Source organism: Streptomyces sp. NPDC048361, from assembly GCF_040651795.1.
Taxonomy (GTDB): Bacteria; Actinomycetota; Actinomycetes; order Streptomycetales; family Streptomycetaceae; genus Streptomyces.
This window is the reverse complement of record NZ_JBEZKW010000120.1, coordinates 1-6,711: the sequence shown is the minus strand read 5'-3', so window position 1 is coordinate 6,711 and position 6,711 is coordinate 1. Positions and strand designations below refer to the sequence as shown.

5 protein-coding genes are annotated in these 6,711 nt (G+C 73.3%); 4 read left to right on the top strand and 1 reads right to left on the bottom strand.

The genetic code is table 11. The features are described from left to right. Positions 1 to 233: 233 nt before the first annotated feature. Positions 234 to 1,589 carry a deoxyribodipyrimidine photo-lyase gene (locus tag AB0D31_RS34355; protein WP_362730754.1) on the bottom strand — a complete coding sequence of 452 codons (1,356 nt, stop codon included), beginning with the start codon at positions 1,587 to 1,589 and terminating at the stop codon, positions 234 to 236. A gap of 475 nt (positions 1,590 to 2,064) precedes the next feature. Between AB0D31_RS34355 and AB0D31_RS34350 the strand changes: the two genes are divergently transcribed. From AB0D31_RS34350 to AB0D31_RS34335, 4 genes are all read left to right on the top strand, one after another. After that, on the top strand, positions 2,065 to 3,918 hold the full coding sequence (locus AB0D31_RS34350; protein ID WP_362730751.1) for a transketolase: 1,854 nt from the start codon (positions 2,065 to 2,067) through the stop codon (positions 3,916 to 3,918). A 216-nt stretch (positions 3,919 to 4,134) separates the two neighbouring features. Beyond that, positions 4,135 to 5,625 (top strand): SDR family oxidoreductase, encoded by a 1,491-nt coding sequence (locus AB0D31_RS34345; RefSeq protein WP_362730760.1) that lies wholly within the window; start codon positions 4,135 to 4,137, stop codon positions 5,623 to 5,625. Positions 5,626 to 5,797: 172 nt separating this feature from the next. Continuing rightward, entirely contained in the window at positions 5,798 to 6,214 is a 417-nt protein-coding gene (locus AB0D31_RS34340; protein WP_362730748.1) for an ATP-binding protein, read from the top strand. 225 nt (positions 6,215 to 6,439) lie between these two features. After that, the coding region (locus tag AB0D31_RS34335; RefSeq protein ID WP_362730757.1) for a sigma factor at positions 6,440 to 6,711 on the top strand (272 nt) is incomplete at its 3' end.

The window sequence follows — 6,711 nt, the reverse complement described above, 5'->3', positions numbered from 1 at the left end:
GTGCGGGGGGGGGGGGCCCGGGCCGCGCGCGGGCCCCGGGGGGCGAGAAGCCCCGGCCCCCCGCTGTCGGGGGGGGTGGTCGCGGGGCGCCCCCGGGCCCGGGCCAGGCGGGGGGAGGCCTGGCCCTGACGGGGCATACGTACCGGATGCCCGCGTCGCGTACCTCCATGCGTGTGACCTGCGTTACGGTGCGCGAGCCCTGCGGCCTCAACGCCGCAACGTGCCCCATGACGTCACGCGCCCCGCGCCTGCTCGAAGCGTGCGCGGCCCTCGGCTAGGTCCACGATCGGCTCGGGGTAGTCGAGCGCCGCCCGGTCCGCCTCGCCCAGTTTCCACGGCTCATGGATGAACTTACGCTCCACGTCGGCGAGTTCGGGCACCCAGCGGCGTACGTACGCGCCGTCCGGATCGAAGCGCTTGCCCTGGACCACCGGATTGAGGACCCGGTTGGGCCGGGTGTCGGTGCCGGTTCCGGCCACCCACTGCCAGTTGAGCTGGTTGTTGGCGAGGTCGCCGTCGACCAGCAGCCGCAGGAAGTGGCGGGCGCCGATCCGCCAGTCCGTGTAGAGCGTCTTGGTGAGGAAGCTCCCCACCAGCATGCGGCCCCGGTTGTGCATCCATCCCTCATGCGCGAGCTGCCGCATCGCCGCGTCCACCAGGGGGTATCCGGTGTGTCCCCGCCGCCAGGAGTCGATCTCCCGCTCGTCGGAGCGCCAGCGGTCGCCGCGGGCACGGTAGTCCTCGCCCGCCGCCCGCGGACGGGCCGCGAGCACCTGATGGTGGAAGTCCCGCCACGCCAGCTGCCTGATGAAGGCCTCCGCGCCCGAGGACCCCTCACGCCGCGCCAGGTGGACCAGCTCGGTCGCGGAGAGCGCGCCGAAGTGGAGGAAGGGGGAGAGGCGTGACGTGGCGTCGCCCGCGAGATCGTCATGCCCGTCCTCGTACGCGGCGACGCCGCCGGAGAGCCACTGCCGCATCCGCTTCCTGCCCGCCGTCTCGCCGCCCTCCATGACGCCCGGCGACACTCCGTCCGTGGCGGATCGCGGCAGGGTGCCGGCCGCGATCCGGGGCACGGAGACCGTGCGCGGAGTCGGGGCCACCTCCCGCAGACCCGAGCCGGCCCAGCGCCGGAAGTACGGGGTGAACACCGTGTAGTGGTCGTTGCCCGACGGGGTGACATCGCCCGGCGGGAGCACCGTCACCACCGCGTCGTGCACGGACAGGGCGCAGCCGATCGCGTCGAGCGCGGTGCGCAGCCGCTCCTCGCGCCGCGCGGCGTACCGGCTCACACCGCCCGCGACGTGCACGCGCTCCGCCCGTACCGACGTCACGACGGAACAGACCTCCGCCACTACGTCGCCGGAGCGGACCACCAGATGCCCGCCGCGCTCGCGCAGCCCGGCGTCCAGATCGGCCAGGCAGTCGGCGAGGAACGCCCGGCGGTTGGGGGCGTCGAAACCGGCCGCCCGCACCCCGTCGTCGTCCACGAACAGCGGGACGACCCGGTCGGCCTCGCGCACCGCGGCGGACAGCACCGGGTTGTCGTGCAACCGCAGATCGGACGTGAACAGGACTACGGACACGGACACGGGACGGGCTCCTCGGGGTGGGGGTGGATGGGGGATGGGGTGGATCGGGGGCGGGTGGACCGGTGGCTGGGGTGGGCTGGGGCTGGGTGGATCGGTGGCTGCGGGGGACCGGGACCGGGTGGACCGGGGATGTGCTTCGGCGACGCGGCCCGGGCGATCGGGCCGGGCTCGGCCCGATCGGGCCGGGGTTGGAGGAAGGGCGCGCGCCGATGGCCCGATCCTCCTGGACGCGGACCGCCCCACGGCTCATTCGCCGCGGGCGTGGCGAAGGTTTGGTCCGCTCTCCGCACGAGCGCTCCGGTTGGGTGCTATGTGACCGTTTGGGCTCGGCGCACCGGGATACCCGGCGCGAGAGTGGCCTTCGGCGCGCGTGGCCGCGGAAGGCATGCCCGGACCGCGGGGGCCCGCGTCCCCGGCCCCGCCCATCGCACCCGCCAACCGGTCCGCCCGCGGGCCGTCGAACGCAAGGAGTGACATGCAACGCGAAGCCGCGCTGGAACTCGCCGACCTGGGGCAGCAGCTGAGGGTGGACGCCGTGCGCGCGGCCGCCGCGGCGAACTCCGGCCATCCCACGTCGTCCATGTCCGCAGCCGACCTGGCGGCGGTCCTGCTCGCCCGGCATCTGCGCTACGACTTCGACCGGCCCGAGCACCCCGGCAACGACCGGTTCATCCTCTCCAAGGGCCACGCCTCCCCGCTCCTGTACGCGATGTACCGGGCGGCGGGTGTCATCGACGACGAGGAGCTGCTGACCTTCCGCCGCCGCGACAGCCGCATGGAGGGCCACCCCACCCCCCGCATTCCCTGGGTGGACGTCGCCACGGGCTCGCTGGGCCAGGGCCTGCCGGTCGGCGTCGGCATGGCGCTCGCGGGCAAGCGGCTCGAACACGCCCCGTACCGGGTGTGGGTGCTGTCCGGCGACAGCGAGATGGCGGAGGGCTCCGTCTGGGAGGCCGCCGAGCACGCGGCGTACGAGAGCCTCGACAACCTCACGCTGATCGTCGACGTGAACCGGCTCGGCCAGCGCGGCCCCACTCGGCACGGCTGGGACCTCGACGCGTACGCACGCCGGCTGAAGGCGTTCGGCTGGCACACCATCGAGATCGACGGCCACGACATCGACGCGGTGGACGCGGCGTTCTCCGAGGCAGCGGCCACGACGTCACAGCCCACCGCCATCATCGCCCACACCCTCAAGGGCCGCGGGGTCAAGGAGGTCGAGGACCGCGAAGGGCACCATGGAAAACCACTGCCCGACGCCGACGCCGCCATCGAAGAGCTCGGCGGCCCCCGCTTCGTCCGCGTCGAGGTCTCCTCGCCGCCCTCCGCCCCCGCCCGGCGCGACTCCGGCACCGGCCACCTCGACCTGCCGCGTTTCGACGTCGGCGACTCGGTGGCCACCCGCGACGCGTTCGGCCAGGCGCTCGCCGCGCTCGGCTCCGCGCGGGAGGACGTGGTCGCCCTCGACGGCGAGGTCGGCGACTCCACGCGTACGGAGTTCTTCGGCAAGGCCCACCCCGAGCGGTACTTCGAGTGCTACATCGCCGAGCAGCAGCTCGTCGCGGCCGCCGTCGGTTTCCAGACCAGGGGCTATGTCCCCTACGCCTCGACGTTCGCCGCGTTCCTGACCCGCGCCCACGACTTCGTACGCATGGCCGCGGTCAGCCAGGCAGGGATCAACCTCGTCGGTTCGCACGCCGGGGTCTCCATCGGCCAGGACGGCCCGTCGCAGATGGGCCTCGAAGACCTCGCGATGTTCCGCTCGGTGCACGGCAGCACGGTGCTCTACCCGTGCGACGCCAACCAGACGGCGCAGCTCGTCGCCGCAATGGCCGACCTGCCCGGAGTGCGCTACCTGCGCACCGGCCGGGGCGAGGCCCCCGTCATCTACGGCCCCGACGAGCAGTTCGCGCCCGGCGGGTCCAAGGTGCTGCGCTCGGGCGACCAGGACCGGGTGACCGTCGTGGCCGCAGGCGTCACCGTCCACGAAGCGCTGCGCGCGGGCGAGCTCCTCGAACGGGAGGGAATCGCCGTGCGCGTCATCGACCTCTACTCGGTGAAGCCCGTCGACACCGAGACCCTCCAGGCAGCCGCGGAGGCGACCGGCTGCCTCGTCACGGTGGAGGACCACCGCCTGCAGGGCGGGATCGGCGACGCGGTGGCCGAGGCGTTCGCCGACGGCCGCCCCGTGCCGCGCCTGGTGCGGCTCGGCGTACAGACCATGCCCGCCTCGGCGAGCCCCGAGGAACAGCTGCGCCTCGCCGGGATCGACGCCGAGTCGATCGCGGCGGCCGTACGGCTCCTCGTGGAGCGCGTCGTCGTGCCCTGAGCGGGCCGGGCGCAGGGAAGCCGACGCGGCCCGCGCAACACCGGTGGCACACCGGATGCCGCGATGTCCGGACCCTGAATGCCACCGTGTACCCCGTCGACAGCGTGCCCAGGTGCCCGGCGCAGGAGCCGGGCACCGCCGGGGCGCGCGAGCACAGAAAGCGGGTGTCCGGTGGCTTCAGGAGACGAGACGGAACACGACGCGGGCCGGCCGCAGATGTGTCTGGTGACCGGGGCCACGGGATACATCGGCGGGCGCCTCGTGCCGCAGCTCCTGAAGGCCGGACACCGGGTGCGCTGCCTCGCGCGCTCCCCCGAGAAGCTGCGCGACCAGCCCTGGGCCGACCGCGTCGAGGTGGTACGGGGCGATGTCACCGACCCCGTATCCGTGGCCGGCGCGCTGCGCGGCGTCGACATCGCGTACTACCTGGTGCACGCGCTCGGCACCGGGTCCGGCTTCGAGAAGACCGACCGCGAGGCCGCCCACACCTTCGCCGACGGGGCGGCCGAGGCCGGGGTCCGCCGGATCGTCTACCTCGGCGGGCTCACCCCGGTGAACGTGCCGGTGCGAGACCTGTCGCCGCACCTGCGCTCGCGCGCCGAAGTGGGCGATATCTTCCTGGCCGGAGCGGTACCCGCCACCGTGCTGCGCGCCGCCGTCGTCATCGGCTCCGGCTCCGCCTCGTTCGAAATGCTGCGCTACCTGACCGAGCGCCTGCCGGTCATGGTCACCCCCAGCTGGGTCGGCACCCGCATCCAGCCCATCGCCATCCGCGACGTGCTGCGCTACCTCGTCGCGAGCGCCCGCATGCCCCGTGAGGTCGACCGGGCCTTCGACGTCGGGGGACCCGACATCATGACCTACCGCGCGATGATGGAGCGGTACGCCAAGGCCGCCGGCCTGCCCCACCGCCTCATCCTGCCGGTCCCGATGCTCAGCCCGCGGCTCTCCAGCCACTGGATCGGCCTCGTCACTCCGGTGCCCCGCGCCATCGCCCGGCCGCTCGCCGAGTCCCTGCGCCACGAAGTGGTCTGCCGCGAACACGACATCGCGCGGTACGTGCCCGACGAGGCGGGCGCGCCGCTCAGCTTCGACGACGCACTCGAACTGGCTCTGCGGCGCGTCCGCGAGGCACAGGTCGACACGCGCTGGTCCAACGCCTCCGTGCCGGGCGCGCCCAGCGACCCGCTGCCCACCGACCCGGACTGGGCGGGCGGCAGTCTCTACACCGACGAGCGGGAACGCACGGTGGACGCGCCGCCCGCCGTCCTGTGGCGCGTGGTCGAGGGCATCGGCGGCGAGAACGGCTGGTACTCCTTCCCGCTGGCCTGGGCGATCCGGGGCTGGCTCGACCGACTGGCCGGCGGGGTGGGCCTGCGCCGCGGCCGCCGCGACGCCCACCGGCTGCGGGTCGGGGACTCGCTCGACTTCTGGCGCGTCGAAGAGGTCGTCCCCGGCCGGCTCCTGCGCCTGCGGGCCGAGATGCGGCTGCCGGGCCTCGCCTGGCTGGAGATGCGGACGGAACCCGACGCGCACGGACGCAGTCACTACCGGCAGAAGGCGATCTTCCATCCGCGCGGGCTGCTCGGCCACGCCTACTGGTGGAGCGTCTCCCCGTTCCACGCGATCGTCTTCGGCGGCATGGCCCGCAACATGGCCAAGGCCGCGGAGGCACAGCCCGACCCGGGGTCGGCGACGCCCGCGTAACGAGCACTCCGTACGCGGCGGAACGGGCCCGCCGCCGGGCCGGGCCGCAGCCGGACGTGGGGTGTACATGTTCGGTCACCGCGATTGCGGGCAGGAGCCCAGTACACAGAAACCGAGACATACGGACACCGCGACCACCGACCACGAGCCCGATCATCTGGGGGTATCGCATATGGCTCGCCCACCTGCCACCACCGGTACCGGCCCTCCGCCGGGTCTCACCCCATCCGTCACCGGGCCCGGGACGGCCGCCCAGGCACGCGACACCGCTCGCGCGTTCCTCGCCGGACTCGTGCCCCGGCCGTCGAACGAGAGCATCGAGAACGTCCTGCTCATCGTCTCCGAACTCGTCACCAACGCCCTGCGTCACGCGGGCGGAGCCACCTCCCTGGATCTGGCCGCCGACCCGGGCACGCTGCGCATCAGCGTCCGCGACCCCAGCCCCGTACCGCCGCGGGAGCGCGCTCCGGATCTGCGCGGCTACGAGGGCGGATTCGGCTGGCTCCTCGTCCGCTACCTCGCCAAGAGCGTGGCCGTCACCCCGGCGGCCGACGGCGGCAAGAACGTCTGCGTCGCCCTTCCGCGCTGAAGCCGTCCTGCCTCGCGCACACCGTCGTTCCGGGCCGAATGCGCCGTGCGAGCGCCGGTCCCGGAGCGCCCGCTTCGACCAGTTGGGGGTCGGCGCGCATGTTCTGGTGTGCCGGGGGCAGGCGCTTGCTTCGACGGACAAAGTTTGGCGACTAGGGAGGTTGTCCCCATGGCAGCGGCGCAAGCGACGGTACGCGAGCGGACGGACCGGCCGGCGGCCAAGACCATGGACCCCGGCGTGGGGGAGCTGCCGTGGGTCGAGGACGCGGGGAAGGTGGCGCCGAAGGACGCCCGTGAGCTGTCGAAGGTGTTCTTCGAGCGGCTCCAGTTGCTCGAAGAGGGCACCGCTGAATACCAGTACGCGCGCAACACGCTCATCGAGATGAACCTGTCGCTGGTGCGGTTCGCGGCCGGCCGCTTCCGTAACCGGGGCAGCGGCGAGATGGAAGACGTGATCCAGGTCGGCACGATCGGCCTGATCAAGGCGATCGACCGGTT